Annotated in this window: 27 protein-coding genes and 1 tRNA gene; 21 read left to right on the forward strand and 7 right to left on the reverse strand. The window is 34.9% G+C overall.

The window, feature by feature from the left end; genetic code table 11:
* Window positions 1-26 precede the first annotated feature (26 nt).
* The 9 genes from JQC67_RS10645 to JQC67_RS10680 all read left to right on the forward strand — a co-directional run bounded on the left by JQC67_RS10645 (window position 27) and on the right by JQC67_RS10680 (window position 7,820).
* Window positions 27-1,442 (forward strand): MBL fold metallo-hydrolase, encoded by a 1,416-nt coding sequence (locus JQC67_RS10645; RefSeq protein ID WP_203252791.1) that lies wholly within the window; start codon window positions 27-29, stop codon window positions 1,440-1,442.
* A 131-nt stretch (window positions 1,443-1,573) separates the two neighbouring features.
* Window positions 1,574-2,983, forward strand: a complete 1,410-nt coding sequence (locus JQC67_RS10650; RefSeq protein ID WP_203252792.1) for an MBL fold metallo-hydrolase — start codon at window positions 1,574-1,576, stop codon at window positions 2,981-2,983.
* A 134-nt stretch (window positions 2,984-3,117) separates the two neighbouring features.
* Window positions 3,118-3,777: a peroxiredoxin gene (locus tag JQC67_RS10655; RefSeq protein ID WP_203252793.1), complete on the forward strand. Its 660-nt coding sequence runs from the start codon at window positions 3,118-3,120 to the stop codon at window positions 3,775-3,777.
* 85 nt (window positions 3,778-3,862) lie between these two features.
* Window positions 3,863-4,207, forward strand: a complete 345-nt coding sequence (locus JQC67_RS10660; RefSeq protein WP_203252794.1) for a rhodanese-like domain-containing protein — start codon at window positions 3,863-3,865, stop codon at window positions 4,205-4,207.
* 42 nt (window positions 4,208-4,249) lie between these two features.
* Window positions 4,250-4,519 carry a heavy-metal-associated domain-containing protein gene (locus tag JQC67_RS10665; protein ID WP_203252795.1) on the forward strand — a complete coding sequence of 90 codons (270 nt, stop codon included), beginning with the start codon at window positions 4,250-4,252 and terminating at the stop codon, window positions 4,517-4,519.
* Window positions 4,519-5,514, forward strand: coding sequence for a Tll0287-like domain-containing protein (locus JQC67_RS10670; RefSeq protein WP_203252796.1), 996 nt, complete (start codon window positions 4,519-4,521; stop codon window positions 5,512-5,514). The genes JQC67_RS10665 and JQC67_RS10670 overlap by 1 nt, the downstream gene beginning before the upstream one ends.
* Before the next feature lie 186 nt (window positions 5,515-5,700).
* Window positions 5,701-7,011, forward strand: a complete 1,311-nt coding sequence (locus JQC67_RS10675; protein ID WP_203252797.1) for an NAD(P)/FAD-dependent oxidoreductase — start codon at window positions 5,701-5,703, stop codon at window positions 7,009-7,011.
* A 20-nt stretch (window positions 7,012-7,031) separates the two neighbouring features.
* Complete coding sequence (locus JQC67_RS19150) at window positions 7,032-7,166, forward strand: hypothetical protein (protein ID WP_262896952.1); 135 nt, start codon at window positions 7,032-7,034, stop codon at window positions 7,164-7,166.
* 60 nt (window positions 7,167-7,226) lie between these two features.
* Window positions 7,227-7,820, forward strand: coding sequence for a class I SAM-dependent methyltransferase (locus JQC67_RS10680; protein ID WP_203252798.1), 594 nt, complete (start codon window positions 7,227-7,229; stop codon window positions 7,818-7,820).
* A gap of 144 nt (window positions 7,821-7,964) precedes the next feature.
* Here JQC67_RS10680 and JQC67_RS10685 read toward each other — a convergent pair whose 3' ends face one another.
* Complete coding sequence (locus JQC67_RS10685; RefSeq protein WP_203252799.1) at window positions 7,965-8,210, reverse strand: hypothetical protein; 246 nt, start codon at window positions 8,208-8,210, stop codon at window positions 7,965-7,967.
* Between the two features lie 193 nt (window positions 8,211-8,403).
* On the opposite strand from JQC67_RS10685, the gene JQC67_RS10690 reads away from it, so the two are divergent.
* The 5 genes from JQC67_RS10690 (at window position 8,404) to JQC67_RS10710 (ending at window position 14,712) form a co-directional block, all read left to right on the forward strand.
* On the forward strand, window positions 8,404-9,708 hold the full coding sequence (locus JQC67_RS10690; protein WP_203252800.1) for a TolC family protein: 1,305 nt from the start codon (window positions 8,404-8,406) through the stop codon (window positions 9,706-9,708).
* A gap of 32 nt (window positions 9,709-9,740) precedes the next feature.
* Complete coding sequence (locus JQC67_RS10695; protein ID WP_203252801.1) at window positions 9,741-10,823, forward strand: efflux RND transporter periplasmic adaptor subunit; 1,083 nt, start codon at window positions 9,741-9,743, stop codon at window positions 10,821-10,823.
* A gap of 124 nt (window positions 10,824-10,947) precedes the next feature.
* Window positions 10,948-14,181 (forward strand): efflux RND transporter permease subunit, encoded by a 3,234-nt coding sequence (locus JQC67_RS10700; RefSeq protein WP_203252802.1) that lies wholly within the window; start codon window positions 10,948-10,950, stop codon window positions 14,179-14,181.
* A 12-nt stretch (window positions 14,182-14,193) separates the two neighbouring features.
* Window positions 14,194-14,499, forward strand: a complete 306-nt coding sequence (locus tag JQC67_RS10705; protein WP_203252803.1) for a hypothetical protein — start codon at window positions 14,194-14,196, stop codon at window positions 14,497-14,499.
* An 18-nt stretch (window positions 14,500-14,517) separates the two neighbouring features.
* Window positions 14,518-14,712 carry a YgaP family membrane protein gene (locus JQC67_RS10710; protein WP_203252804.1) on the forward strand — a complete coding sequence of 65 codons (195 nt, stop codon included), beginning with the start codon at window positions 14,518-14,520 and terminating at the stop codon, window positions 14,710-14,712.
* A 174-nt stretch (window positions 14,713-14,886) separates the two neighbouring features.
* On the opposite strand, the gene JQC67_RS10715 is transcribed toward JQC67_RS10710, so the two are convergent.
* Window positions 14,887-14,962 (reverse strand) — tRNA-Lys (locus JQC67_RS10715).
* A 225-nt stretch (window positions 14,963-15,187) separates the two neighbouring features.
* Between JQC67_RS10715 and JQC67_RS10720 the strand changes: the two genes are divergently transcribed.
* Window positions 15,188-15,703, forward strand: a complete 516-nt coding sequence (locus JQC67_RS10720) for a shikimate kinase (RefSeq protein WP_203252805.1) — start codon at window positions 15,188-15,190, stop codon at window positions 15,701-15,703.
* Here JQC67_RS10720 and JQC67_RS10725 read toward each other — a convergent pair.
* Entirely contained in the window at window positions 15,695-16,192 is a 498-nt protein-coding gene (locus JQC67_RS10725) for a phosphoribosyltransferase family protein (protein ID WP_203252806.1), read from the reverse strand. The genes JQC67_RS10720 and JQC67_RS10725 overlap by 9 nt on opposite strands.
* Before the next feature lie 36 nt (window positions 16,193-16,228).
* Window positions 16,229-16,615 (reverse strand): RNA-binding S4 domain-containing protein, encoded by a 387-nt coding sequence (locus JQC67_RS10730; protein WP_203252807.1) that lies wholly within the window; start codon window positions 16,613-16,615, stop codon window positions 16,229-16,231.
* Between the two features lie 78 nt (window positions 16,616-16,693).
* On the opposite strand from JQC67_RS10730, the gene JQC67_RS10735 reads away from it, so the two are divergent.
* Window positions 16,694-17,623, forward strand: coding sequence for an FKBP-type peptidyl-prolyl cis-trans isomerase (locus tag JQC67_RS10735; protein WP_203252808.1), 930 nt, complete (start codon window positions 16,694-16,696; stop codon window positions 17,621-17,623).
* Window positions 17,624-17,693: 70 nt separating this feature from the next.
* Here JQC67_RS10735 and JQC67_RS10740 read toward each other — a convergent pair whose 3' ends face one another.
* The 3 genes from JQC67_RS10740 to JQC67_RS10750 all read right to left on the reverse strand — a co-directional run bounded on the left by JQC67_RS10740 (window position 17,694) and on the right by JQC67_RS10750 (window position 20,318).
* Entirely contained in the window at window positions 17,694-18,290 is a 597-nt protein-coding gene (locus JQC67_RS10740) for an outer membrane beta-barrel protein (protein WP_238934581.1), read from the reverse strand.
* A gap of 141 nt (window positions 18,291-18,431) precedes the next feature.
* The gene (locus tag JQC67_RS10745) at window positions 18,432-19,385 is read right to left on the reverse strand and encodes a transketolase family protein (protein WP_203252809.1); all 954 of its coding nucleotides are present in this window, start codon (window positions 19,383-19,385) and stop codon (window positions 18,432-18,434) included.
* Between the two features lie 87 nt (window positions 19,386-19,472).
* The gene (locus JQC67_RS10750) at window positions 19,473-20,318 is read right to left on the reverse strand and encodes a transketolase (protein WP_203252810.1); all 846 of its coding nucleotides are present in this window, start codon (window positions 20,316-20,318) and stop codon (window positions 19,473-19,475) included.
* Window positions 20,319-20,496: 178 nt separating this feature from the next.
* Between JQC67_RS10750 and tgt the strand changes: the two genes are divergently transcribed.
* The 5 genes from tgt (at window position 20,497) to dnaB (ending at window position 26,317) form a co-directional block, all read left to right on the forward strand.
* The gene (gene tgt, locus JQC67_RS10755) at window positions 20,497-21,627 is read left to right on the forward strand and encodes a tRNA guanosine(34) transglycosylase Tgt (RefSeq protein ID WP_203252811.1); all 1,131 of its coding nucleotides are present in this window, start codon (window positions 20,497-20,499) and stop codon (window positions 21,625-21,627) included.
* 1 nt (window position 21,628) lies between these two features.
* Complete coding sequence (locus JQC67_RS10760; RefSeq protein WP_203252812.1) at window positions 21,629-22,708, forward strand: LptF/LptG family permease; 1,080 nt, start codon at window positions 21,629-21,631, stop codon at window positions 22,706-22,708.
* Between the two features lie 3 nt (window positions 22,709-22,711).
* Window positions 22,712-23,608 carry a DMT family transporter gene (locus tag JQC67_RS10765; RefSeq protein ID WP_203252813.1) on the forward strand — a complete coding sequence of 299 codons (897 nt, stop codon included), beginning with the start codon at window positions 22,712-22,714 and terminating at the stop codon, window positions 23,606-23,608.
* Window positions 23,609-23,662: 54 nt separating this feature from the next.
* On the forward strand, window positions 23,663-24,616 hold the full coding sequence (locus tag JQC67_RS10770; RefSeq protein WP_203252814.1) for an acetyl-CoA carboxylase carboxyltransferase subunit alpha: 954 nt from the start codon (window positions 23,663-23,665) through the stop codon (window positions 24,614-24,616).
* 156 nt (window positions 24,617-24,772) lie between these two features.
* Window positions 24,773-26,317, forward strand: a complete 1,545-nt coding sequence (gene dnaB / locus JQC67_RS10775) for a replicative DNA helicase (protein ID WP_203252815.1) — start codon at window positions 24,773-24,775, stop codon at window positions 26,315-26,317.
* The last annotated feature ends 115 nt before the right edge of the window (window positions 26,318-26,432 follow it).

Here is a 26,432-nt window from a genome sequence, read left to right on the forward strand (position 1 = left end):
AACTATAAAATTTAAAATAGACTGGCATGAAAATAGAACAGATTTATACAGGATGTTTGGCACACGCGGCATATTATATAGAAAATAATGGAGAAGCTGCAGTTTTTGATCCATTAAGAGAAGTGCAACCTTACCTCGATAGAGCAAAAAAAGATAACGCAAAAATCAAGTATGTTTTTGAGACTCATTTTCATGCTGATTTTGTTAGCGGTCATTTAGATTTAAAAGATAAAGCGGCTGCCGAGATTGTTTTTGGCCCTGGTGCCAAACCAGCATATAAAGCTACAACTGCAGAAGATGGTCAAATTTTTAAAATTGGAGCGTATAAAGTTAAAGTTATACATACTCCTGGGCATACTATGGAAAGTACAACATATCTTCTAATTGATGAAAAAGGTAAGGAGCATGGACTCATAACCGGAGATACTCTTTTTATAGGCGATGTTGGTAGACCAGATTTAGCACAACATGTAGTATCAGAATTGACAGAAGAAAAGCTAGCAGGGCATTTATTTGATTCTCTACGTAATAAAATTATGCCCTTAAGCGATGAATTAATAATATACCCTAACCATGGTGCGGGTTCTGCTTGTGGTAAAAAAATGAGTACGGAAACAACAGATACACTGGGCCACCAAAAAGAAGTTAATTATGCGCTTCGGGCAGATATGACTAAAGAGGAATTTATAAAAGAAGTTTTGACAGGCCTTACAGCCCCTCCCCAGTACTTTCCTCAAAATGTTTTAATGAACATTAAAGGATATGAAAGTCTAGATAAGGTTATGGATAAAGCAAAAAAAGGTTTTACACCAGAGGCTTTCGAGGCTGTGGCGAATGAAACTGGAGCACTTTTACTAGATACGAGAGATGCAAAAGATTTTGCGAATGGCTTTATTCCAAATAGTGTTAATATAGGATTAGAAGGTAGTTTTGCGCAATGGGTAGGTGAAATGATTCCAGATGTAAAACAGGAAATATTATTAATCACATATTCAGGTAAAGAAGAAGAAGCTATTACGCGATTATCAAGGGTTGGTTATGATAATACTATAGGTTATTTGGATGGAGGTTTTAAATCTTGGAAAAATTCTGGAAAAGATTTTGAAACTGTTGGAAGAATTACTGCTAAAAATTTTGAAAAAGCATTTAATGCAGAAAGACCATTATTAATTGACGTTCGTAAAAAAAGTGAATTTGATGCTGAGCATATTACAGGAGCACTAAACATTCCTTTAAATGAGATTAATCAGCATTTAGCACAATTTCCAAAAGATAAGCCTTTTGTATTGCATTGTGCAGGTGGTTATAGAAGTATGATTGCCGCATCAATATTAAAACAAAGAGGTTGGAATGATTTTGTTGATGTGATTGGCGGTTTTGATGATTTATCAAAAACTAAAATTCCTAAATCAGATTATGTATGTCCTACTACACTTTTATAAAGTAGCACTAACCATTAAAAAAAGCCTGCCAATTTATTGGTGGGTTTTTTTGTTTAACAATGTAACCAAAGTTACTGTGTAGCTTAACTCTTGATTGTAGATTTACCCTTGTAACTAATAAAAGTAAACGAATGAAAGTTGAACAAATATATACAGGGTGTCTAGCTCAGGGTGCATATTATATTGAGAGTAATGGTGAAGTTGCTATAATTGACCCTTTGAGAGAAGAAAAACCCTATATCAATAGGGCTAAGTTAGATGATGCTAAGATTAAATATATTTTTGAAACGCATTTTCATGCCGATTTTGTTAGCGGTCACGTAACCTTGGCAAAAGAGACTGGAGCTCCAATAATTTATGGTCCCAGTGCTAACCCTACATTTGAAGCAATCATTGCAAAGGATAATCAAGAGTTTAAATTAGGTGAAATTAGTATAACTGTGCTACATACACCAGGGCATACCTTAGAAAGCACTACATATCTTCTTAAAGACGAGACTGGTAAAGATTATGCAATATTTAGTGGAGATACATTATTCTTAGGTGATGTAGGTAGACCCGACTTGGCACAAAAAATGGGTGAGCTAACCGAAAAGGATTTAGCGGAATTGTTGTATGATAGTTTACGAGAAAAAATTATGCCGTTAGCTGACGATATTTTGGTTTACCCTGCTCATGGCGCTGGTTCTGCTTGCGGAAAGAATATGATGAAAGAGACAGTGGATACCTTAGGCAATCAGAAAAAAATGAATTACGCATTGCGAGAGAATATGACAAAAGAAGAGTTTGTAGAAGAAGTTACAGAAGGCTTGCTTCCTCCGCCACAATATTTTCCGTTAAACGTGAAATTGAATAAAGAAGGTTATGAGGATTTTAAAGAAGTTTTAAAGCGCGGTACCAAATCGCTTTCACCAAAGGCATTTGAAGTTGCAGCTAACGAAACTGGTGCTATTGTTCTTGATGTTCGACATCAAGACGATTTTGCAAAAGGTCATATACCACGTTCAATTTTTATTGGATTAAATGGGGATTTTGCACCTTGGGTAGGAGCTTTAATTGCAGATGTTGAACAGCCAATTTTACTGGTGACTCCAAAAGGTGGAGAAGAAGAGGCTGTAACAAGACTCTCAAGAGTAGGTTTTGATAATACATTAGGTTTTCTCGAAGGCGGTTTCGAAGCATGGAAAAATAGTGCAATGGAATACGATACTGTAAGTCAGGTAAGTGCTAAGGCTCTTAGTAATCTTTTAAAAATTGACCAAGTTCCGGTTTTTGATGTACGTAAGAATAGTGAATATTTGTCTGAGCATCTTCTTGCTGCAGTTAATACACCACTAGATTACCTTAACAATCATTTAGCTGAGTTTCCAGATAATAAAATATTTTATGTTCATTGTGCAGGAGGTTATCGTAGTATGATTGCAGGTTCAATTTTAAAGAGCCGAGGTATCCATAATTTGGTTGATGTAGTTGGTGGGTTTAAAGAACTTAAAGAGTCGGATGCATCAGTTTCGGAATATGTTTGTCCATCAACACTATAAAATAAATATACATTTTAAGTTAAAAAGCGGTCAATATATGAGCGCTTTTTTTTATAAATTTTTTAACGTTATGTGTAACTAAAGTTACTTTGCAAGTGTTCTTTCTAAGGTACTTTTAATGAAAATTAAGTACCATGGAAACAATAGAATTAGAACAAAATAATATACCTAGAATTGGAGATATAGCTCCCGATTTTGAGGCAGTTACTACAAAGGGTAAAATAAAATTATCAGAATTTGCTAAGGACAAATGGATAGTGATGTTTTCGCATCCAGCCGATTTCACACCGGTGTGTACAACAGAAATGAGTGGTTTTGCTATTCGCAAGCCAGAATTTGATGCCTTGGATACAGAGTTGTTAGGTTTGAGTATTGACAGTGTTCATGCACATTTGGGCTGGGTACAAAACGTTCGTGAAAATACCGGAGTATACTTCGACTTTCCTATTATCGCTGATATTGACATGAAAGTGTCTAAGTTATATGGAATGTTGCAACCTAACGAAAGTGAAACATCTGCAGTACGCGCTGTATTTTTTATTGATCCTGTAAAAAAGATTCGACTAGTCATGTATTACCCATTAAACGTAGGTAGAAATATGAATGAAATCTTGCGGGCATTAGAAGCATTGCAGACATCAGATAAGTATAAAGTGGCAATGCCCTTAGATTGGAAAAAGGGAGATAAGGTGATTGTATCACCACCAAAAACTTTAGATGATTTAAATGCAAGAATAGCAGACGATAGTCTTGAAAAGGTTGATTGGTATTTAGCCAAAAAGAGCCTTAATTAAAATATTGGTTGGTTTAAGGAAACGATCATTTATACTCAGATCGTTTCCTTTTTTTAATTATTACATAATTATTAAAATAAATAAAATGTCATTATTAAATAGTCTATTTGGGATTAAAAATGAATATTCTGATAAAATTGAAGTATTGGATCGAGATAAATTTGCAGACGCAATAATGTTTAAGAACGTGCAATTGGTAGATGTTCGTACGGCGAATGAATATAATGGAGGACATATTAAAAACGCAAAAAATATTGATTTTTTCAACGCTTCAAACTTTCAAAATTCTTTTAATAAATACAATAAAGAAAAACCAATGTATTTATATTGTAGGTCTGGTGCAAGAAGTAGAAAGGCAGCTAAAAGGTTAGTTGATTTGGGTTTTTCTAAGGTATATGATCTTAAAGGTGGATATATGCAATGGGGATAAATATTCCGTAAATAACTTTTTTTAACTAGAAAATTTCAGAATATGAGAACGACCATAATAGTTCAAAATTTAAAGTGTGGGGGATGTGCAAAAACTATTACATCTAAATTGGTAGAATTAAATTCGATTTCTGATGTAGAGGTTAATTTTGATTTTTCCTCCGTATCTTTTCATTGTATCGATGTTAATGATGCTATATTGGCTAAAGAGAAATTACAGGCTATTGGTTATCCGTCCATAGATGCTAAAAATACTGTTGTATCAAAAGCTAAATCATATGTAAGTTGTGCAACCGGTAAAATTTCAAAGTAATGAAGAATCTTATATTAGTGGCAGTGTTGCTGATTTTCGCAGGTTGTAAAGATGCTAAACAATCGGAATCCAAACCAATTGAAGATTCAACTACGGTTGAGACAGGACTTGCCAGTCAACAACATCTAGGAAAAAAGATTATTGAGACAGAATGTTATATGTGTCATAATCCGAAAGCATCTGAGTCTAGTATGATAGCACCACCCATGATTGCGATTAAAAAGTTTTATAAAAATTCTAGCACTACAAAAGAAGAATTTACTGATGCTATTATGTTGTGGATAGATGATCCGGAAGCACCTTCGAAAATGCCTATGGCGCAAGAGAAGTTTGGTAAGATGCCGTATTTGCCTTATTCAGAGGAAACCGTAAAGTTGATTGCGGAGTATATGTATGATTATGAAATTGAAAAGCCTAAATGGTTTGATGCTCATTATGCTAAAGAGCATGGTAATGGGGCAGAGGAACTTGATTATAAAGAAATAGAAAATTCTGAAATTGATAATACTGATATAGGACTTGGCTATGCACAAGCGACTAAAGCTATTTTGGGTAAAAACCTTATGAAGGCTATTAATGAAAATGGAACTGTAACGGCTATTGAGTTTTGCAATACTAAAGCGATGAAGTTGACTGATAGTATGTCGGTAATGAAAAACGCAATAATAAAAAGAGTGTCTGATAAACCACGGAATCCGCAAAATATGGCAAATAATGAAGAGCTTGGGTATATTAATTATTTTAAAAAGGCAGTTGCCTCAGGCATTGAAATTAAACCTATTGTGCAATCTGTAGATGATGAAATTAATTTCTATTACCCAATCACTACAAATTCTATGTGTTTGCAATGCCATGGAAATCCAAATGAACAAGTTGAATTCGAAACTCTTGAAACGCTAAAAAACTTATACCCATCAGATAAAGCGTTGGGTTATAATGTAAATGAAGTACGTGGTATATGGGCGATAAATTTTGATGAAGATAATAGCAAATAATTTAAAGCAGTTTAAACGTATTGAGTTATAAAGTTCCACTTCTCTATTTTACTTTATTAGATATTCTAAAAGTTTAGGAGGTCAAATTTTCTGTATACCTCAATTTTATCAATTTGTGTAACAAAGGTTACATAAATATGTGTTTAAGGTAGTTATATTTATGAAATTGATAAAAATATTGTTAAAATGAGTTCACATCATCAAATACTAATTATTGGAGGAGGAACAGCAGGTATTATGGTTGCTGCCCAATTGTTAAAACAGAAAAATACACAAGACGTTGCAATTATTGAACCAGCTGATACGCATTACTATCAACCAGCTTGGACGTTAGTAGGAGCTGGAACATATGATTTTAATAAAACAGCAAGACCTATGTCTTCAGTTATGCCTAAAGGTGTGACTTGGATAAAAGATAAGGCGACAGGGTTTAACCCAGAGAATAATCTGGTTAGTACAGCTAATAATGATGATATTTCTTATGACTATTTAGTAGTAGCACCTGGATTGGTATATGATTTTAGTTTAATGCCTGGTTTAGGGGAAGCTATGGATAAAGGAGTGGTTTGTAGTAATTATACCAATCCTAACCACACATGGAATGTAATAAAAAATTTTAAAGGCGGAACAGCTTTGTTTACACAACCTACTACTCCAATTAAATGTGGTGGCGCTCCACAAAAAATAATGTATTTGGCTGAAAATCATTTCCGTAAAAAGGGAATAGATAATAAAACGGATATTGTTTTTGCAACGGGAGGTACGGTAATTTTTGGCGTAAAGAAAATTGCTAAAACCTTAATGGAAGTGGTTGATAGAAAAAATATTAATCTTCGTTTTCATCATAAATTGGTAGCCGTTGATGGTGATAAACAAATTGCGTGGTATGAAATGGGTAAAGAAATTACCGCCGGAGGTTGTGTTGTTATTTCTAGTGACCATGCCAATGATTTAAAGCTAGATGAATCGTTTCAATACAATTATAAAGATGTTAAAATAACAAGAGATGGCAACCGATATGGCATTCATTATGATATGCTACATACAGCACCTCCATCTGTAGCGCCGAAGTTTGTTAAAGAATCCAGTTTAGTTAATGATGCTGGTTGGGTAGATGTAAATCATCAAACCATGCAACATAACAAGTATAGAAACATTTTCAGTTTAGGTGATGTAGCAGCATTGCCTACTGCAAAAACTGGAGCTGCCATTCGTAAGCAAGTACCTATTGTTGTGGATAACCTTGATTTGTTAATTAAACATAATAAGCTAGGCACTAAAGAATATAACGGATATTCTTCTTGTCCCTTGGTTACAGATTATGGAAAAATGGTATTGGCGGAGTTCGACTATAAAAATAATTTCACACCTGATCCAAAATTGAAACGGATGTTTATTTCCGATTCTTCAAAAGAACATTGGAGACTATGGATGTTAAAGAAATATGGCCTTCCTTATTTGTACTGGAATAAAATGATGAAGGGTGATAATGTATAGTAATCTTAAATAATATAAAAATGATTTCTAAATTAATTTTACCACTAGTTGCTTGGGATTTGGGTATTTGGTTGATTGTTCTTTTTGCTGTTGTTTGTGTTTTGTTGGTAGTCGCAGTGCTTTCAATGATGTCTAATGGAAAGAAAAAAGAATAGTTGAATAATCATTGTCAAACGAACTTAACGGTATTTTTGTTAATGTAAATTTATAATCTCATGATAGATTTTTGGAATGAGCGTTATGACAACGAAAGATATGCCTATGGACAAGCACCTAATGAATTTTTTAAACAACAACTAGAGAAATTAAACTTAGGTTCTATTTTATTGCCTGCCGAAGGCGAAGGTAGAAATGCCGTCTATGCACTATCTAAAGGCTGGGAAGTATTGGCTTTCGACTTTAGCGAATCTGCAATGATTAAAGCTAAAAAACTAGCTGCTACTTATCATTTGAACTTGGATTATCAAATAATTGACGCTCTTAAGTTTAATACTGCTAAGAAGTTTGATGTAATCGCCTTCTGTTATGCGCATTTTCCGTCAGCTATTAGAAAGAAAGCAAACCAACATCTTTTAAAATCATTAAAACCAAACGGACATATCATTTTTGAGGCATTCTCTAAAAATCAACTAGGAAAATCTTCTGGTGGACCTAAAAATATTGACATGCTCTATGCAATTGATGAAATTGAAAATGAGTTTAATGGAATTAATTTTGAAATTTTAGAAGAAAAGGAAATAGAATTGAACGAAGGAATTTACCATATTGGTGATGCTTCGGTTATTCGTTTTACCGGCACTAAAATATAAAAAAGGACCAAATTTGGTCCCTTTTTTATAGCTCATATATTAAAATTCATATTGAACAAAAACCGATAGATTTCTTCCTGGATCATTGATGGGTTCCGTTCCAAATTCTGCCTGATTATTAAATGCGAAATTAAGGTGATTACTCTATGTTGTATCAAAAACATTTAATGCAGCAACACTTAAGGTTAGGTTCTTCATTGGTATTACACCTAAACGTAAATCAATTATTTCATAACCTGCTGTAACCTGATCACCAAAAGAATACGCAATATTATCTAGCTCGGCAGTCAGACTATATTCTGCATTTATCCAAAATTTCTCTTTTTCAACAACCTCAAATCCTTTAAACAGTACATTATATGGTGGTTTAATGGGTGGGTTGCTATTCAATATATTTGTAAAAACTTCTAAAAAATGAGCTGAATTTACTTTTAATTTTCAGCTGATGGCAAAAGGCACTCTTTATAAAAGGGTGCTTTTCTTTTTTTCATGAATTTTAATTATAAAGAAATTTTCATAGGTAACATTAGTTACTGTACAGCCTCTTTTACCACCCTAATTTTGTACTAAATAAATGAATACGATGAAGTATAAATTAGGATTGGTATTGTTATTGGTCTTTTATTCTGGATTTGCACAGCAAACTAAGTCAATTACAAAAGATGAAGTTCTAGCTAAAGTTAAGGAACAGAATAACACGTTAAAAATGGCACAGCAGGATGTATTGTCCGCCAAGGGTGATTACAAACAGACCAATGCCATTTTGTTACCCAATATAAGCGTTTCTCATACTGGTATAGCTACCACGAACCCCTTAATGGCTTTTGGATCCAAACTGAATCAGGAAATTTTGACTGCCGCAGATTTTAACCCAGATTTGTTAAATGACCCACGTCAAATAGAAGATTATGCAACTCGTGTAGAAGTGCAACAACCATTAATAAACTTCGATGGCATCTATCTGCGAAAAGCTGCAAAAGCTAAATTGACAGCCACTGAACTGCAATCTGAAAGAACAGAAGATTATCTATCTCTTGAAGTTGAAAAAGCCTATATGCAATTACAACTCGCCTATAAAACGGTGAAGGTTTTAGAAAAAGCCCAAGAAACAGCTTTAGAAAATAAGCGTATAGCTGACAATAGCTACAAACAAGGCTACCTACAAAAATCTGATGTTCTTTCTGTAGAAGTGCGAGTTACAGAAATAGAGAATCAACTGCAATACGCAAAAAGTAATATTCTAAATGCCAGCAACTACCTATCTGTTTTAATGAATGCTGATGAAAATGAAATTTTAAAACCTTCAGATTCATTAGCTATCACTAATGATGCGACTGCAACGGTTGTAAACTTATCTGAAAACAGAAAAGATATTTTAGCCATGAATTCGGCTACCGAAGCATATAGACAAATGCACAAGGCAGACCAAATGGCTTTCTTACCAAGATTAAATGCCTTTGGCACTTATGAGTTACATGACGATGAAATTTTTCAAGGTCAAGCCCAAGGATATTTATTTGGCGCAGAACTAAAATGGAACCTTTTTGAAGGAAGTAAGCGTTTTGGGAAATCTCAAAAGAGTAAGGCTGAATATGACAAATCTAAACTACAATTAGAACAGTATAAATCTGAAAGCCAATTAGAACTTAACAAAGCTAAAAGAGGTTATGAAGATGCTAAAAACAAATTAAAGCTTACAAAACTGGCACTAGAACAATCTGAAGAATCATTACGTATACGCACCAATAGGTTCAAGCAAGGTTTAGAAAAAACTACAGATTTACTAATGTCCGAAACGCAATACTCTCAAAAGCAATTAGAATATTACGCAACAATTTTTCAACATAATTACGCCTTGGCGTATGTACAATTTCTAACGAAAGAATAGCATAAATCCATTACTTAATACCAAGCATAAAGATGAAAAATAAAAAATATATAATCTCGGCAATTTTAGGAGCAACGATCCTAATCTCTAGTTGTGGAAGCGAAGATAAAAAAGCTGTAGTTGATAATTCGCCAGCTATAGCCGTTCAAATAAAAACTGTTTCTGAAGATAGTAGTAGTCCATTTTTAACCGTAAGTGGAAAAATTGAAGCCGCTAAAAGTGCAAATATCAGTACCCGTATGATGGGTTATGTAGATAAAATATATGTTAATGTTGGCGATAAGGTACGTGACGGTCAATTACTAATGAGTGTTAACAATGCAGATGTCTCGGCTCAATTAGCACAGGTAAATGCAGGAATCACTGAGGCTGAAGCTGCTTTTACCAATGCCGAAAAGGACTTTAATAGATTCTCAACTTTATTTAAAGAAAACAGTGCTTCACAGAAAGAGCTTGATGATATCACAGCCAATTATAACATGGCTAAGGCACGCTTAGAGTCTGCTAAACAAATGAGAAACGGTGTAAATGCACAAATGGGTTATGCGAATATTCGTGCTCCTTTTAATGGTGTAGTCACCAATAAATTCATTAGTGCAGGTGATATGGCAAACCCAGGTATGCCTTTGCTAGAAGTAGAATCTCCAGGTAAATATCAAGTTTTGGCAATGGTTCCGGAATCTGAAATTCTTGCTGTTAAAAATGACACTGAGGTTACCGTACAGGTAAAAGCTTTAAATGAGAATGTAAAAGGTAAGGTAACAGAAGTGAGTACTTCTTCTAAAAATACAGGAGGTCAATATTTGGTAAAGGTAATACTAGACAAAACCGATGCTCAGATTTTATCTGGTATGTACGCAACCGTACAATTTCCTGTAGCAAGAAAAACAACAAGTTCTGCCGTAATGATACCTGTAGAAGCCATTGTGAAGAATGGTCAATTATCCGGAATTTATACCGTGAGCCAAAGCAACACAGCCTTATTACGTTGGTTGCGATTGGGAAGAACTTTTGGTGATCAAGTAGAAGTATTATCAGGATTATCTGCAGATGAACAATATATAGTTTCTGCAGAAGGAAAATTATTTAACGGAGCAAAAATCTCCAATCAATAAACGAGTCTGGGTTAGGGATTGAAGCGGTTACCCCACAGGCACTTTTTGTGCCGAGGAGTATGAGCGGAAAGCCCGACCACCTGCCCCCCAGCAGGTGGTAACACACTAATAAAATATAGAAATAATGAAGGAAGGTTTAGCTGGTAAAATTGCCAAATTATTTATAGGCAGTAAGTTAACGGTACTACTAATGATTGTATTTATGGTCATTGGGGTGTACAGTTCGTTTTTGATTCCGAGGGAAGAAGAACCACAGATTGACGTGCCAATGGCAGACATTTTTGTAGGCTACCCTGGTGCGAGTCCTGCTGAAGTAGAATCGCGTGTTATTAAGCCTTTAGAGAAATTAATCTCCAATATTAAAGGTGTAGAATATGTGTATTCAACTTCAATGAAAGAGCAAGGTATGGTCATTGTTCAGTTTTACGTTGGCGAAGACATAGAGCGATCTTTTGTAAAACTGTACAATGAAATTAATAAGCATATGGATATTATGCCGCAGGGCGTAACATTCCCATTGGTAAAAACCCGTGCTATTGATGACGTGCCTATGCTGGGGCTTACCTTATGGAGCGAAAATTATGACGGGTACCAGTTAAGCCAAATGGCACAAGAGCTAGAAAGCGAAATTAAAAAGGTAAACGATGTGGCTATTACCCATAAAATTGGTAATCAAGACCGCCAATTACGTGTGGTTCTAGATAAGGATAAACTAGCCGCCAGTGGCTTGGATTTCTTATCTGTTTCTGAAATGATTAAGGCTAACAATGCGCAATTAAGCTCTGGTAGTTTTGATAAGAATGATACTGAGTTTTTGGTAAATACCGGTAATTTTTTGGCTTCGGTAACCGATGTTGAAAATCTTGTGGTTGGTGTACAACAAAACCAGCCTATTTATTTAAAACAAATTGCGAGCATTATCGACGGACCAGAAGTTCCACAAAGTTATGTGTCTTTAGGTTTCGGGCAGGCCAGTGATAAGGTGACTGATTACAAATCTGAATACCCAGCGGTTACCATTTCGGTAGCAAAAAGAAAGGGTGCCGATGCGATGAAAATTGCAGATATCGTTATTGATAAAGTTGACCATTTACGAGCCACATTAATTCCTAATGATGTTCACGTAGAAATCACTAGAAACTATGGAGAAACTGCATCTCATAAAGTGTCAGAACTTTTATTACACTTAATAGGGTCTATAATTGCGGTAACATTAGTAGTTATGTTAGCTATGGGCTGGCGTGGTGGTTTGGTCGTATTTTTATCCGTACCCATTACATTTGCTTTGACATTGTTGAGTTATTATATGCTTGACTACACTTTGAACAGAATTACATTATTTGCCTTGGTTTTTGTAACAGGTATTGTGGTAGATGACTCCATTATTATAGCCGAGAATATGCACCGGCATTTTAAAATGAAACGGCTACCGTTTAAGCAAGCTGCACTGTATGCTATTAACGAAGTTGGTAACCCTACTATATTAGCAACGTTTACTGTTATTGCCTCAGTTTTACCAATGGCATTCGTATCTGGATTAATGGGACCATATATGGCACCTATGCCAATTGGCGCATCTATTGCAATGATTTTATCATTATTCGTCGCTTTGACTATAACACCTTATTTGGGGTATATTTTCTTGAGAGAAAAAGATAAAAAAGGTGAAGCTGAAAAGATAGAAAAGCCATTAGAGGAAACCTTTATTTACAGAATTTATAACAAATATGAACGCCCTCTTATTGAAAACAAAAGCAAACGTTGGTTGTTTTTAGGACTGACTTTTTTAATGCTAATGGGATCAATGGTATTGTTTTTCACCAAATCTGTGGCTGTAAAAATGTTGCCTTTTGATAACAAAAACGAGTTTCAAGTGGTTATTGATATGCCCGAAGGCACCACCCTTGAACGCACAGGTGTGGTTGCTCAAGAAATTGCTCAATATTTATCTACTAGACCAGAGGTTGTTAATTACCAGAACTATGTAGGTACCTCTGCCCCTATTACCTTTAACGGTTTGGTACGCAATTACGATTTACGTGGAGGTAGTAATATGGCAGATATTCAAGTTAATCTTATTGACAAAGGGGAGCGATCTGCCCAGAGTCATGACATTGCAAGATTATTGCGCCCAGCTATTCAAAAAATAGCGGCAAAATATAATGCGAATGTAAAAATAGTTGAAGTTCCACCAGGACCTCCTGTATTATCTACAATTGTAGCAGAAGTTTATGGTCCTGACTATGAAGAGCAAATGAGAATTGCGAATAGCGTTCAAGATATCTTGAAAAACACTGATGATGTTGTTGATATCGATTGGCTAGTAGAAGCTGACCAAACTGAATATAAATTCGAAATCAACAAAGAGAAAGCAATGCTTTATGGCGTGGCACCGCAGCAAATTGCCTATACCCTGAACATGGCATTATCGAATAGGGCTATAACCAATTTATACGATGAAAATGCTAGCAACCAAGTAGGTTTACTATTGGCTTTGGATGAAAAGGAGAAATCAACAATTTCAGATATTTCACAATTAAAAATTACTTCTAAACACGGTACAATGGTGCCTATTGCAGATTTAGTCGACATTAAGGAAACTACCAGTGCAAAGAGTATCTACCGTAAAAATCAAAAACGTGTAGTTTATGTAATGGCAGATATGGCAGGAGAATTAGAGAGCCCCGCATATGCGATATTAGGTATGGAAAAAAAGCTTAAAGAAATTGCTTTACCAAAAGGGTATGAAATTTCCGAAATGTACTTAGGTCAACCTGAGTTTGAAGATGACTATACCGTTAAATGGGATGGGGAATGGCAAATTACTCTTGAGGTATTCCGTGATTTGGGAATTGCATTTTTAGGGGCCATTATCCTTATTTATATCTTAATTGTAGGATGGTTCCAAAACTTTAAAGCACCTATTGTAATGATGGTAGCTATACCATTATCATTGATAGGAATTATTCTAGGACACTGGATTATGGGCGCATTTTTTACCGCTACTTCATTTATTGGAATGATTGCACTCGCAGGTATTATGGTACGAAACTCCGTTTTACTAATTGATTTCATCAACCTGCGATTAGCCGAAGGCGTACCTATTAAACAGGCAGCTATTGAAGCTGGTGCTGTACGTACCACGCCTATTCTATTAACTGCTGGAACGGTAGTTATTGGTGCGTTTGTTATTTTATTTGACCCAATATTTCAAGGTTTGGCTATCTCATTAATGGGAGGAACTATTGTTTCTACCGTGCTTACCCTATTGGTTGTGCCTTTGGTGTACTACATGATAGAAAAGAAGAATTATCCCGATACTGAAACGCAAGAAATTGCAGAAACAAGTAAGGACTAAAAAACGATAAAAATGAAATTACTAATAGTAACAGTGGTAGAAGAATTTGAGAAAGAAATTCTGCGGCTCTTTAAAAAGGCGCGTATAGAGAGCTTTAGTGGTTCTGATATTGATGGCTATAAAAATCATTCTTCATTGGTTCATACCACTAGTTGGTTTCCTATTGAAAAGGGTGGGTTAGAATCTAGTTTGTTCTTCTCTTTTACAGAAGATGAAAATATTGATACACTTTTTAAACTCATTAAAGAATTCAATCAAAATCTGGAAACGAACAACCCGATAAAAGCAGTGGTCGTTCCAATAGAAAAATCAATATAATTTAAAAACTATTAAAAAATGTTGAACACATATTTTAGGGTAATAGTAGGTACAATGGTTTTGCTTAGCTTTGTATTGGCAGTATATGTGCATATAAACTGGTTATGGTTTACCGTATTCATAGGGGTAAATCTTATACAATCTGCGTTTACGAAATGGTGCTTGTTAGAAACTATTCTTTTAAAAGTAGGGGTGAAGAAAGAAGAGGGGTAGTTGTTTGATATAATGTTTTGAAGTGTAGTACACTGTAGTTGTAGATTTAAAAAAATGCAGACGTTTTGTAGACATTTTAAATCAAACAACATCAAATCATATGACTTCCTAAAACTAAAAAAACCTTGCCAATCATAAGATTAGCAAGGTTTTGGTCTCGGATAGTATTCCGATTGGTGACCTGGCTGGGGCTCGAACCCAGGACCCTCTCCTTAAAAGGGAGATGCTCTACCAACTGAGCTACCAGGTCAAAATTTCAATATTGCTATTTGAGTTTCCTCGTTTAGCGGGTGCAAATATAAGATCATTAATTAATTAATGAAACTTTATTTAGAAAATTTAATTCGTTCATATTTGAAAATGGCCGTAACTACTTGTGTTTAGCGTATTTAATAGTTAAAAAAAGTTTAATGAATTAGTCTAACTTTTTTTGATATCAATCTAAAATGCATCATTTTTACGGAAAATTGAACGTATGAAAATAGTCCTTCTGGGGTATATGGGTAGTGGTAAAAGTACTATTGGTAGGGTTTTGGCAGAAAAGCTAGACTATAGATTTCTAGATCTTGATGATTTTATTGAGCAAAAAGAAAAAATGTCTATTCCTGAGCTTTTTAAGGAAAAGGGGGAAATCTACTTTCGTAAAAAAGAATCAGAATATATTACTATGGCCCTTGCCGAAAGTGATAAAATTATATTATCATTAGGTGGTGGTACTCCATGTTATACAAATAATATGTCTGATATCTTGACGCTTACACCAAATGTGATTTATTTAAAAGTTTCTGTCATTGGTTTAGCCCAAAGATTACAGAAAGAAAAAAGTGATCGACCTTTGATTAAGAATATTCCTGATGCCGATTTACCTGAATTTATTGGAAAACATCTTTTTGAGCGCAGTGTGTTCTACCAAAAGGCAAATAGCACAATTGAATGTGATAATAAAACTATAGATGATATCGTGTCTGAAATTGCTGAGAACTTAGTCTAAATAAACACTGTCATTCTTTGTTTCAAACTTTACATGCACGTGCACATTTAACGACGTAGAGAGTGAAATGCCTTTAAAATCAGCTTTTACAGGATATTTTTTGTGATTTCTATTAACAAGTACTGCAGTTTTTAATTGACGTAATGGTGTTCGTAAAAAATGATGAACCCCATATATAAGTGTTGTTCCTGAATTAAGAACATCATCAACAATGACTACCGATTTGTTTTTATAGTCTTCTTGCGGAATTGAAGTTTCAACGCCACTCTTTAATGGGTTTTTCTTATCCATAGAAACCTTGCAAATTGTAATATCTGCTTCTGTGATTTTTTTAAGAATAGCACCTAGTTTCTGAGCAAGTTTCAATCCGCCACCATCTATTCCTGCAATAATAATAGCTTTTTCTTCAACATTAGCTTCATAAATTTGATAAGCTATACGCTTTACCTTGTGCTCAATTTGCTGATGTGAAAGTATCTGATTGTCCATTTTCAAAAAATCTATTCAAATATACTCAAAGCGCTTTTATTCTTCACTTTTTTCATCTTCAGTTGTTGTATAGTCATCAATGTCACGCCGATCTTTTTTAGTAGGCCGTCCTGTTCCTCTTTTTCTATAATGCTCTTTAGCATGCTTTAATAGTTCAGCATGTTCAAAAGCTTCTTTAGGGGTGATGTCTTTTCTATAGATATCAACCAGTTTGGCCCCAACTCGGCTTGCTGGTATATCAGTAACCTGAAATTGATAATCAATTTGGTTTTTACGGACAATAATTTTATCCATAGGAAAAACATCTCTAGCTGGTTTTACCACCTGTTCGTTCATTTTTACACGACCTTTTTTACAAGCTTCAGTAGCCTGATTGCGTGTCTTGAAATAACGGGTACACCATAAGAATTTATCAATGCGCATAAGTTGTTACAAATCTTTGTTAAGGCTTCAACGAAAATAGTGGAAAATTGTATCTTGCGCCCTGTAAAAAAGAAAAGCATGCAATTGAAAAGAATCTTTTATCTTTTAGTATTAGTCATTTTTATAGGATCTTGTAATAATGATGATGACGAAACTGCTGTAGTTGTGCCTCCACAAACCTTAACTGAGACCATTGCCTCCGATGAGGCTGCCATAAAAGAATATCTAAGTACTCACTTTTATAATTATGAAGATTTTGCCAACCCAGCCGATGATTTTGATTATAAAATAGTAATAGGCGATATAGAAGGTGATAATGCAGGGAAAACACCTTTACTTGATCAAGTAGAAACACAAACAATTAAAGTTGAAATTACCGAAGAAGAAGGTTTAATTGATCACACATTATATTATTTAATAGCAAGAGAAGGAGTAGGCGAAAACCCAACCATAGGTGATAATTCTTTTGTACACTATGAGGGGTCATTATTGGATGGGACTATCTTTGATATCTCTACTACACCAGCAGTGTTTAATCTTTCTGGGGTTGTAAGAGGTTTTGGAAATGGAGTAACCAAATTGAAATCTGGTACAGGCCCTATTGAAAATGGTAATGGTACGGTTAGTTATGAAGATTATGGAGTTGGAATGATAATTATGCCTTCTGCTTTAGGATATTATAATTCATCTAGTTCAAGTTTAATTCCATCATATAGTCCGTTAATATTTAAAGTTGACTTGTTATCGTATTTAAAAAATACTGATACTGATGAAGATGGAATACCAAATATTGAGGAAGACGTAGACGGTGATGGTAATTTGAATAATGATAATACCGATGTAGATACTGAATTCTCTACTTTTTTGGCGAATTATACGGATTCAGATGATGATGGTGATGGTATATCAACTTTAGATGAAATTTCAGATGAGAATGGTGTTATTATTAAGCCATATCCTGACACAGACAATGATGGCACTCCAGATTATCTAGATAGCGATAGTTAAGCCATTAAAAAGCCTTAAAACAAAAATAGCCCTCATCAATGAGGGCTATTTTTGTTTGAATACAGTTCGTTTAAAATTTGATAGAAGCACTCAAAATTAATTGATCAGGTCTTGTGTCAACACGGCTATTTGGCAATGTTGTAATGTTAGTGTTAATGAACTTTGCTTCATTTTCACTAAAACCTCTTTCATAGCGAAGATCAAATCCTATTTTACCAAGATTTACACCAGCTCCAATATGAAGCCCTACACTAAAGTCATTCTCTATCTCATTGATGCCGATACCTTCAAATTCAGAATCTAAAATGTATTGAAAGGCAGGCCCCGCAAAAACATTTAGTGGGCCAATAACTTTTACGCCTACTAACATGGGCGCATCTAATCTACTTATGTCAAGTTTATCACCCGCATAATCTGATTGCGTTTTGGTATACACCACTTCGGGTCTAAAAAAGAATCGGTTACCAATTTTACCGAAGAAACCTACGTGGTATCCAATATTTCGGTCAGGGTTTTTTGCGGCTGCTCCTACAGATTCAAAATAATTACCGTTTGCACCGTAATTAAGTCCACCGGTAATTCCAAATCCAGATCCGCTTTGCGCAAATGCAGTTGTGCTTATACAAGCGAAGACTGCAACTAATAATGTTGTTCTTAGTACTTTCATTTGTTCCATTTTTAATGTTCTAAAACGGCCAAAATAAAAAGCCATTACCAAAAGTTCTATTTACTATAACTTTTGGTAATGGCTTATATCATAATGATCTCGTTTTTTAATACAGCAACAGTATCAAAAACGATACCATTGTCATTTTCTCTTCATTACTTTCAAAACGGCCTTCTCAATTGCTTTATTGTTGAGACCATATTTCTCCATAAGTTGTTCTGGTGTACCACTTTCACCAAAAGTATCTTGTGTAGCAATAAATTCTTGTGGCGTAGGATGCTGAGTAGCAAGCACTCTAGCAATACTTTCGCCTAAACCTCCTAAATAATTATGTTCTTCTGCAGTTACCACACATCCTGTTTTTTTAACAGAGTTTAACACGGCTTCTTCGTCAAGAGGTTTGATTGTATGAATGTTAATGACCTCTGCAGAAATTCCTTGTTTTTCTAAATTTTCAGCTGCAATCAAAGATTCCCATACCAAGTGACCTGTAGCAATAATAGTAACATCAGTACCTTCACTTAACATTAAGGCTTTGCCTATTTCAAATTTCTGATCAACTGGGGTGAAGTTTGCAACTTTTGGTCTTCCGAATCTTAAATAAACTGGGCCTTCAAAATCGGCAATTGCCAATGTAGCGGCTTTCGTCTGATTATAATCGCAAGGATTAATTACAGTCATGCCCGGTAACATTTTCATCATACCGATATCTTCAAGAATTTGGTGTGTTGCACCATCTTCACCTAAAGTTACACCTGCATGCGATGCACAAATTTTCACATTTTTACCCGAATAGGCAATAGACTGACGAATTTGATCATAAACGCGCCCAGTAGAAAAGTTGGCAAATGTACCCGTAAATGGAATTTTACCACCAATGGTTAAACCAGCAGCAATACCCATCATATTTGCTTCAGCAATACCTATTTGAAAAAAACGCTCAGGGTTTTCATCAATAAATTGTTGAATTTTTAACGACCCTACCAAATCAGCACAAAGCGCTACTACATTTGGGTTAGTTCTGCCGAGTTCGGTCATTGCTGCCCCATATCCGCTTCGTGTATCGTTCTTACCTTGGTCTACGTATTTTGTCATTGAATCAATATTTTGATGTCATTCTCGTAAGTCGAGAATCTTAGTCTATTCGATTGTTTTTATTTTAAGCTTTTTGCAATCTATGGATTAGTAATCACCCAAAGTTGCAGGGTTTTGAGATAAAGCATTTTCTAATTGTTCATCATTAGGTGCTTTACCATGCCATGCATGTGTGTACATCATAAAATCTACACCATTACCCATTACAGTATGCAATAACACACAAACTGGTTTTCCTTTACCAGTTCTGCTTTTTGCTTCTTGCATTCCTTTTAAAATTGCTTCTAAATTGTTTCCTTCTTTAATATCTAAAACATCCCAACCGAAGGCTTCAAATTTTGTTCTCAAATCGCCCATTGGCAATACATCATCTGTAGAACCATCAATTTGTTGACCGTTTAAATCAATAGTAGCAATAAGGTTGTCTACTTTTTTTCCGGCAGCATACATAATTGCTTCCCAGTTTTGACCTTCTTGCAACTCGCCGTCACCATGAAGTGTATAAACCAAATTAGAATCGTTATTCAACTTTTTGGCTTGAGCTGCACCAAGTGCTACAGACATACCTTGCCCTAATGAACCAGAAGCGATACGAACACCAGGTAAACCTTCATGTGTAGTAGGGTGACCTTGCAATCTAGAATTAATTAATCTAAATGTACCAAGCTCATCTACTGGAAAATATCCTCTTCTAGCCAAGACACTATAAAAAACAGGAGATATATGACCATTTGATAAAAAGAACAGATCTTCATCTTTTCCATCCATATCAAAACCATCTTTTAGCTCCATAATTTCATTGTAGAGGGCTACAATAAACTCAGTACAACCCAAAGAGCCTCCGGGGTGACCTGAATTAACTTTATGCACCATTCGAAGAATATCTCTTCTTACTTGTACTACTAAATCTTGTAATTCTTGCACTGCTGCCATTTTAATATTTTTTCGACCCCAAAAATAGGTATTCTTTTGGGGTTTTACTACACGGATAATATAATTTATCAGGCCTTATCTATAAATAATGAAGCGTTAGAATCAACCTTAACTTTATTTGTTTCTTAAGAAGTTTGTGCACCTCAGTTGATTATCTTTGTCGATTGAATCTGAACTATTGAAATTTACATTAGAACATACAGACCCCAAGAGTAAAGCTAGAGCAGCGACTCTTGTTACAGATCACGGAAAAATTGAAACTCCTATTTTTATGCCAGTTGGCACTGTTGCGACAGTAAAAGGAGTGCATCAACGCGAATTACGGGACGATATAAATCCTGATATTATATTAGGAAACACTTATCATCTTTTTCTTAGACCCAAGATTGACATCATAAAACAGGCAGGTGGCTTGCATAAATTTATGGGTTGGGATAGAAATATCTTAACCGATAGTGGTGGTTATCAAGTGTATTCGTTATCGGCGAACAGAAAGATAAAAGAAGAAGGTGTAAAATTCAAATCTCATATTGATGGATCATTACACATGTTTACGCCTGAAAATGTAATGGAAATTCAGCGTGTAATAGGTGCTGATATTATTATGGCTTTTGATGAGTGTACACCGTATCCTTGCGAGTATAATTATGCTAAGCGTTCAATGCATATGACGCATAGGTGGCTGGATCGTTGCATAGCGCATTTGGCAAAAACACCCTTTGAATATGATTACGAGCAAACATTTTTTCCGATAGTTCAAGGATCTACCTTTAAAGACTTACGAAGACAATCAGCGGAGTATATCGCAAATGCAGGTGCAGTAGGTAATGCAATCGGTGGCCTTTCAGTTGGTGAGCCTGCAGATGAAATGTATGCTATGACTGAAGTAGTTTGTGAGATTTTACCAGAAGATAAGCCCCGGTATTTAATGGGCGTAGGTACACCAATCAATATTTTAGAGAATATAGCTTTGGGTATTGATATGTTTGATTGTGTAATGCCTACACGAAATGCACGTAACGGAATGTTATTTACAGCGCATGGTACCATTAATATAAAGAATAAAAAGTGGGAAGATGATTTTTCACCAATTGATGAAATGGGCATCACCTTTGTTGATACTGATTATTCAAAGGCGTATTTAAGACATTTGTTCGCTGCCAATGAATATTTAGGTGGACAAATTGCTACCATTCACAATTTAGGTTTTTATATGTGGTTGGTTCGTGAGGCTAGAAAACATATTTTAGGGGGAGATTTTGCCGACTGGAAAAATAAAATGGTCAAACAAATGGACAAACGACTCTAAATTGACAATTCTTGATAAGTACATATTAAAGCGTTATTTACTCACTTTTGCGGTGATGATTCTACTATTCATCCCAATAAGTATTATGGCGCATTTGGCTGAACAAATTGGCAAGATGCAAGATAATGATGCTCCTTTAAATGAAATTATTGAGTATTTCGGCAACTTTACCGTATATATAGGTAGTCAATTACTTCCCATATTCTTATTTCTTTCAATCATATTCTTTACATCAAAGTTGGCTTCAAATACTGAGATTGTTGCTATTTTGAGTTCTGGTGTTTCTTACGGTCGGTTTTTAAGACCCTATTTAATGGGCGCTTCAATAGTTGCAGCGCTAATGTTTATCATGAGTATGTATTTGGTTCCGAAGGCTAGTGAAGGTTTTAATGAATTTAAATACAAATATCTGAAAAGAGGAGGGGCAGACCGTGTCACCAATAATATATTTACCCAACTAAATAAGAATGACTTTATTTATGTGAGTAGTTTTGATCCTGCACGTCAGATAGGGTATAATTTTACTTTTGAACGTTTTGATAATGATAACAATTTACAGTTTAAAATGGCTGCGGCAAATATCAGATGGGTCGAAAAAGATAGTGTATATCGTTTAACGTCGTTCAAACAAAGAAGTATTGTTGATGGAGTGGAAATTGTAGAGACAAAACGAAGATTAGATACTATTTTTCCGTTTAAGATAAATGATTTAACTCCGGTTTCTTATGTCGCGGAAACAAAAAATTTAGTAGAACTAAATAAGTTTATTAAAGATCAAAAAGAAAAAGGTGCCTCCAATATTAATAGATACGTATTAGTAAAGTACAAACGCTGGGCATTACCAATTTCCGCTTTTATACTAACAATTATAGCTGTTGCGGTTTCTTCAGTTAAACGCAGAGGTGGTATGGGTATTAATTTGGCGTTTGGAATTCTAGTGGCATTTATATTTATTTTCTTTGACCGAGTATTTGGCACATTGGCTGAGCAATCAGGGTTAGCGCCAATTATTGCCGTAGTTGTACCAAATGTGTTTTTTGGTATTCTAGCCTTCTATTTACTACAACGTGCAAAGCGTTAAACCATGCAGGGCAGTACAAAACCAAAACACTTTTTACAGCTTCATCTTCTAGTTTTTATTTTTGGTTTCACAGCTATTTTAGGGAAACTAATTTCAATAGAGGCCTTACCCTTAGTTTGGTATAGAATGTTACTAGCAACCTTATTCATTGCGTGTTACATGGGTTTCAAGCAAATTAATTTCATAGTAAATATAAAGAAACTTCCAAACTTACTTTTAGCAGGTACTACGCTTAGTTTGCATTGGGTTGCCTTTTTTGCATCCATAAAATTGTCAAATATTTCAATTGCACTAATCACATTATCTACCGGTGCTTTTATTGGATCTCTGGTTGAACCTTTATGGTACAAACGAAAAATTATTTGGTATGAAGTTGTCTTTGGATTGGTCATTGTTTTTGGGCTTTATATTATTTTCAAGTTTGAAACGGAGTACTTAGACGGAATCTTGATGGGACTATTGTCTTCATTGTTTCATGTTGTATTTACAATGATAAATGGAAAATTAATTCAAGAAGAAAAACCATCGGTCATAGGTTTTTATGAGATGGGTATCGGAACACTTTTTTTAAGTGGCTATCTTTTTTACAGAAAAAGTTTTACAATCGAATTTTTTGAAATTTCTTTTAGTGATATATTTTATTTATTTGTTTTAGCATCTGTATGTACGGCATATGCGTTTATAGCATTAGTGAAAATCATGAAGTTCATTAGTCCGTATTCTATCTTGTTAAGCCTAAACCTAGAGCCAGTTTATGGTATTATTTTGGCATTGATTATTTTTGGAGATAGTGAGCAAATGCGCCCTACTTTTTATATTGGGGCAGTAATTATTTTAGGAATTATTGTATTAAATGGAGTACTAAAAAATAGAAATAATATAAAGCTTGAGGAGCAGTAAGTTGAATTCAACTAAAATTCTATCTTTGTCCTCAGAACAACCAATCTTATCTATATGGAATATTTGGATTTTGAGCTTCCGATTAAGGAACTCGAAGAGCAGTTAGAAAAATGCGCGATAATTGGAGAGGAAAGTGACGTAGACGTTACTGAAACCTGCAAGCAAATAGAAAAAAAGCTTCTTGAAACGCGTAAGGATATTTATAAGAACCTTACAGCATGGCAAAGGGTACAATTGTCAAGACACCCTAATAGGCCTTACACCTTAGATTATATCAACGCTATTTGTGGTGATACATTTTTAGAAATGCACGGTGATCGTACCGTAAAAGATGATAAAGCTATGATTGGTGGCCTAGGTAAAATAGGTCATCAGAGCTTTATGTTTATTGGGCAACAAAAAGGATATAATACCAAAACAAGACAGTATCGAAATTTTGGAATGGCTAACCCTGAAGGATACCGAAAAGCTTTACGTTTAATGCGTTCTGCAGAGAAATTTGGTGTACCTGTTGTTTCTTTCATTGATACACCGGGTGCATACCCAGGTATTGAAGCAGAAGAACGTGGACAAGGTGAAGCTATTGCTAGAAACATTCTAGAGATGACGCGTTTAAAAGTGCCAATCATGTGCATTGTAATAGGTGAAGGTGCCTCAGGAGGGGCTTTGGGTATTGGTGTAGGTGATAAAATTATGATGCTAGAGAATGCTTGGTATTCGGTAATCTCACCAGAGAATTGTTCGTCAATTTTATGGAGAAGTTGGGAGTTTAAAGAACAAGCCGCAGAAGCACTAAAACTTACCGCAAATGATAGTAAAAGACTTAAAGTTATTGATGAAATCATAAAGGAACCTGTGGGTGGTGCGCACAGTAATCGTGAAAAAACTTTTGATACTGTGAAAAATAAAATAGTTTCTACTTTTGCGGAATTGAAAAAGTTATCACCAAAAGAGTTGGTCGATTTACGAATGAAAAAATATAGTGAGATGGGTGTATTTAATGGTTAAACATTGAATTTCACAAGCTCAAAAAAATCCGAAGAATTTTTTCTTCGGATTTTTTTGGTTATCAACACAAAATCGTAACTTATTAACAAGAGAATGTTGATCAACGGTTAACAACACTAAAAGTTAACTTAAGGTTAATTCTATATTTTCGTAGCTATGGAGAACACAAACCCACTTATTGGTCGTAAGATTGATAAGTCAACTATTATCAATTTAGAAAGAGGAAAAATACCACCACAATCAGTTGATTTAGAGGAGGTTGTATTGGGTGCAATGATGATTGATAAAAAGGGTGTTGATGAGGTAATAGATATCCTACATAAAGATGCATTCTACAAAGAAGCGCACTGCAATATTTTTGAAGCAATTTTTAAATTGTTTCAAGAGTCGCAGCCTGTTGACTTATTAACGGTTTCTACGCAATTAAAGAAAGATGGGCTTTTAGACGTTTCTGGGGGCGATTTTTACCTGATTAAACTTACCCAAAAGGTAGCATCTTCAGCGCATATCGAATTTCACGCTCGTATTATTTTACAGAAGTTTATTCAACGACAGTTGATTAAGATTTCTAACGAAATAATTCAAGAAGCTTATGATGAAAGTACTGACGTTTTTGATTTATTAGATAGTGCAGAATCGAAACTATATGATGTTACCCAAGGTAATCTAAAGCAACCTGCCGAAACTGCTCAGCATTTGGTAATTCAGGCCAAAAAGCGAATTGAAGAAATTGCCAATAAAGAAGGTTTAAGTGGTATACCCACTGGTTTTGATAAAGTTGATAAATTAACATCAGGGTGGCAACCAAGTGATTTAATTATTGTTGCTGCTCGTCCTGGTATGGGTAAAACGGCCTTGACACTTTCTATGGCCCGTAACATGGCTGTAAATAATAATATTCCGGTTGCATTTTTCTCATGTGAGATGTCATCGGTACAATTGATAACGCGTTTGATTTCGTCAGAAACAGGTCTGTCCTCAGAAAAACTTAGAACGGGTAAATTAGAGAAACACGAATGGGAGCAACTAAATGTCAAAGTTAAATCCTTAGAGAAAGCTCCTTTATTTATTGATGATACGCCATCATTATCAATTTTTGACCTTAGAGCAAAAGCTAGACGTTTAGCTTCACAACATGGCATAAAATTGATAATTATTGATTACTTGCAATTAATGACTGCAGGTGGAAGTCAAAAAGGAGGTAACCGTGAACAAGAAATTTCTACAATTTCTAGAAACTTAAAAGCACTTGCAAAAGAATTAAATGTTCCAGTAATTGCTTTATCACAGTTGTCTCGTGCGGTAGAAACACGTGGGGGTAGTAAAAGACCTTTACTTTCTGACCTTAGAGAGTCTGGTGCAATTGAACAAGATGCTGATATTGTTTCATTTATTTATAGACCTGAATATTATAAAATAGATGAATGGGATGATGAAGAACGAACGCCAACACAGGGTCAAGCAGAATTTATTGTGGCGAAACACCGTAATGGTGGTTTAGAAAATATTCGATTAAAGTTTATCGGTAATTTAGGTAAATTCGACAATTTAGATGATTTTGATTCACCTGTTGAATTTCAATCCAAAATGAATGATGGAGATGAGAATCCATTCAACGCTAGACAACTTCCTTCTGCCGATGATGTATTTGGAAGTGCCATGAATGGTGATTCTGATGATGTAGGTGAGGTTCCTTTTTAGAACAAATTCATTTTAAGATTATTAAATAGCGACTTAGACTTAGGTAATTCTCAAAAATCATAGATGATGCATCCTTTGATAGACCTTAAGCTTTTAAAACAATAGTTGTAACTTT

Origin of the sequence: Aurantibacter crassamenti, assembly GCF_016811105.1 — a bacterium.
GTDB lineage: Bacteria > Bacteroidota > Bacteroidia > Flavobacteriales > Flavobacteriaceae > Aurantibacter_A > Aurantibacter_A crassamenti.

What these genes read in the sequence shown, in the direction of transcription:
- JQC67_RS10655 (WP_203252793.1), top strand. Translation starts at nt 3,118, where the DNA reads ATGGAAACAATAGAATTAGAACAAAATAATATACCTAGAATTGGAGAT.
- JQC67_RS10765 (WP_203252813.1), top strand. Translation starts at nt 22,712, where the DNA reads ATGCAGGGCAGTACAAAACCAAAACACTTTTTACAGCTTCATCTTCTA.
- JQC67_RS10700 (WP_203252802.1), top strand. Translation starts at nt 10,948, where the DNA reads ATGAAGGAAGGTTTAGCTGGTAAAATTGCCAAATTATTTATAGGCAGT.
- JQC67_RS10670 (WP_203252796.1), top strand. Translation starts at nt 4,519, where the DNA reads ATGAAGAATCTTATATTAGTGGCAGTGTTGCTGATTTTCGCAGGTTGT.
- JQC67_RS10730 (WP_203252807.1), bottom strand. Translation starts at nt 16,615, where the DNA reads ATGCGCATTGATAAATTCTTATGGTGTACCCGTTATTTCAAGACACGC.
- JQC67_RS10770 (WP_203252814.1), top strand. Translation starts at nt 23,663, where the DNA reads ATGGAATATTTGGATTTTGAGCTTCCGATTAAGGAACTCGAAGAGCAG.
- JQC67_RS19150 (WP_262896952.1), top strand. Translation starts at nt 7,032, where the DNA reads ATGATTTCTAAATTAATTTTACCACTAGTTGCTTGGGATTTGGGTATT.
- JQC67_RS10740 (WP_238934581.1), bottom strand. Translation starts at nt 18,290, where the DNA reads ATGAAAGTACTAAGAACAACATTATTAGTTGCAGTCTTCGCTTGTATA.
- JQC67_RS10695 (WP_203252801.1), top strand. Translation starts at nt 9,741, where the DNA reads ATGAAAAATAAAAAATATATAATCTCGGCAATTTTAGGAGCAACGATC.
- JQC67_RS10720 (WP_203252805.1), top strand. Translation starts at nt 15,188, where the DNA reads ATGAAAATAGTCCTTCTGGGGTATATGGGTAGTGGTAAAAGTACTATT.
- JQC67_RS10665 (WP_203252795.1), top strand. Translation starts at nt 4,250, where the DNA reads ATGAGAACGACCATAATAGTTCAAAATTTAAAGTGTGGGGGATGTGCA.
- dnaB (WP_203252815.1), top strand. Translation starts at nt 24,773, where the DNA reads ATGGAGAACACAAACCCACTTATTGGTCGTAAGATTGATAAGTCAACT.
- JQC67_RS10735 (WP_203252808.1), top strand. Translation starts at nt 16,694, where the DNA reads ATGCAATTGAAAAGAATCTTTTATCTTTTAGTATTAGTCATTTTTATA.
- JQC67_RS10645 (WP_203252791.1), top strand. Translation starts at nt 27, where the DNA reads ATGAAAATAGAACAGATTTATACAGGATGTTTGGCACACGCGGCATAT.
- JQC67_RS10690 (WP_203252800.1), top strand. Translation starts at nt 8,404, where the DNA reads ATGAAGTATAAATTAGGATTGGTATTGTTATTGGTCTTTTATTCTGGA.
- JQC67_RS10745 (WP_203252809.1), bottom strand. Translation starts at nt 19,385, where the DNA reads ATGACAAAATACGTAGACCAAGGTAAGAACGATACACGAAGCGGATAT.
- JQC67_RS10705 (WP_203252803.1), top strand. Translation starts at nt 14,194, where the DNA reads ATGAAATTACTAATAGTAACAGTGGTAGAAGAATTTGAGAAAGAAATT.
- JQC67_RS10750 (WP_203252810.1), bottom strand. Translation starts at nt 20,318, where the DNA reads ATGGCAGCAGTGCAAGAATTACAAGATTTAGTAGTACAAGTAAGAAGA.
- JQC67_RS10660 (WP_203252794.1), top strand. Translation starts at nt 3,863, where the DNA reads ATGTCATTATTAAATAGTCTATTTGGGATTAAAAATGAATATTCTGAT.
- JQC67_RS10680 (WP_203252798.1), top strand. Translation starts at nt 7,227, where the DNA reads ATGATAGATTTTTGGAATGAGCGTTATGACAACGAAAGATATGCCTAT.
- JQC67_RS10650 (WP_203252792.1), top strand. Translation starts at nt 1,574, where the DNA reads ATGAAAGTTGAACAAATATATACAGGGTGTCTAGCTCAGGGTGCATAT.
- JQC67_RS10710 (WP_203252804.1), top strand. Translation starts at nt 14,518, where the DNA reads ATGTTGAACACATATTTTAGGGTAATAGTAGGTACAATGGTTTTGCTT.
- JQC67_RS10675 (WP_203252797.1), top strand. Translation starts at nt 5,701, where the DNA reads ATGAGTTCACATCATCAAATACTAATTATTGGAGGAGGAACAGCAGGT.
- JQC67_RS10725 (WP_203252806.1), bottom strand. Translation starts at nt 16,192, where the DNA reads ATGGACAATCAGATACTTTCACATCAGCAAATTGAGCACAAGGTAAAG.